Annotated in this window: 1 protein-coding gene and 1 pseudogene; both read left to right on the top strand. The window is 64.6% G+C overall.

Annotated elements, in window-relative coordinates; genetic code table 11:
* Positions 1-177 (top strand): annotated as a pseudogene (locus tag HNP00_RS23600) (ABC transporter permease); the annotation flags it as partial.
* 11 nt (positions 178-188) lie between these two features.
* Positions 189-1,890, top strand: a 1,702-nt coding sequence (locus tag HNP00_RS22830; RefSeq protein WP_184742003.1) for an ABC transporter ATP-binding protein, incomplete at its 3' end; no start/stop codon positions are given.

A 1,890-nucleotide genomic window follows, 5' to 3' on the forward strand; every position in this document is an offset into this window, starting at 1 on the left:
CTGCCCGGCAGCATCATGTCGTGGGGCAACGACATTTCGGCGGCCAAGGATACGCTGCGCACCAACCCCGAAGTGCTGCTTTACCCGGCAACCGCGCTGTCCATCACGGTCCTGAGCTTCATCATGCTTGGCGACGCGCTGCGTGACGCCCTTGACCCCAAGAGCCGCAAGCGATGAAGGAGGCAATCATGACGACGTCCAACGTCACCATCAACGAGGCCGGAACCGAGGAGCGCCCGCTCCTTGAAATCAGGGACCTCGCCATCTCCTTCCAGACGGCGGGCGGCGAATTCCAGGCCGTCAAGAACGCTCACCTGACCATCATGCCCGGCGAGACGGTCGCCATCGTGGGCGAGTCCGGCTCAGGGAAGTCGACGACGGCGCTCGCCGCCATCGGTCTCCTACCGGAGAACGGCCGGGTTTCCGGCGGGCAGATCCTGCTCGACGGAGAAGACATCTCCCACGCGCCGGAACGGCGCATGATCGAGCTGCGCGGCAACACGATCGGCATGGTCCCGCAGGATCCGATGTCCAACCTCAACCCGGTGTGGAAGATCGGCTACCAGGTCCGCGAGACCTTGCGAGCCAACGGCAAGCCGAACTCTCCGGCGGATGTTGCCCAGGTACTTGCTGAGGCCGGCTTGCCGGACTCGGCGCGCCGCGCCAAGCAGTACCCGCACGAATTCTCCGGCGGCATGCGGCAGCGAGCCCTGATTGCCATCGGCCTGTCCTGCCAACCGCGGCTGCTTATCGCCGATGAGCCGACGTCGGCCCTCGACGTCACGGTTCAGCGGCAGATCCTCGACCACCTCGAGACCATGACGTCGGAACTCGGTACCGCAGTCCTGCTCATCACCCACGATCTTGGCCTCGCGGCTGAACGCGCGGACAAAGTGGTGGTCATGTACCGCGGCAACGTGGTGGAAGCCGGTCCTTCGCTGGAACTGCTCCGCAACCCGCAGCACCCCTACACCCAGCGGCTGGTGGCGTCGGCACCGTCGCTGGCCTCCCGTAGGATCCAGGCGGCGAAGGCTGAAGGCATCCAAACGGAAGAACTCCTGGCACCCACTGAAGCCGTGGTGGAAAAGGCACTCCCGGAGGATGTCCTGAAGGTCGAGAGCCTCAGCAAGGTCTTCAAGCTGCGCTCAGGAGTGGGCAGGTCCACCGACTTCACCGCGGTGGACAACGTCTCGTTCAACGTCAAGCGCGGGACGACGACGGCGATCGTAGGGGAGTCGGGCTCCGGCAAGTCCACTGTGGCACAGATGGTCCTCAACCTCCTTCCGCCGACATCGGGCCGGATCGTGTTCGACGGGGTGGACACCTCCACGCTGAACAGCCGTGAGATCTTTAAGTTCCGGCGCCGCGTCCAGCCGATCTTCCAGGACCCGTACGGTTCCCTTGACCCGATGTACAACATTTTCAGGACCATCGAGGAACCGCTCCGGACCCACAGGATCGGTGACAAGGTCAGCCGGGAGAAGAAGGTCCGGGAGCTCCTGGACCAGGTGGCGCTGCCGCAGTCCACCATGCAGCGGTACCCGAACGAGCTCTCCGGCGGCCAGCGGCAGCGCGTCGCGATCGCCCGGGCCCTGGCGCTCGATCCTGAAGTGATCATCTGCGACGAAGCGGTGTCCGCCCTGGACGTTTTGGTGCAGGCCCAGGTTTTGAACCTGTTGGCCGAGCTGCAGTCCAATCTTGGCCTGACGTACCTGTTCATCACGCACGACCTCGCCGTCGTGCGGCAGATCGCGGACCATGTCTGCGTGATGCAGAAGGGCAAGCTCGTGGAAACGGGCAGCACCGACAACGTCTTCGACGCCCCGCAGCAGGACTACACCAAGGCACTGCTCAACGCGATTCCCGGAGCGAGCCTGATGCTGCCGCCCG

It is taken from the genome of Arthrobacter sp. AZCC_0090 (assembly GCF_014207375.1).
Classification (GTDB): Bacteria; Actinomycetota; Actinomycetes; order Actinomycetales; family Micrococcaceae; genus Arthrobacter.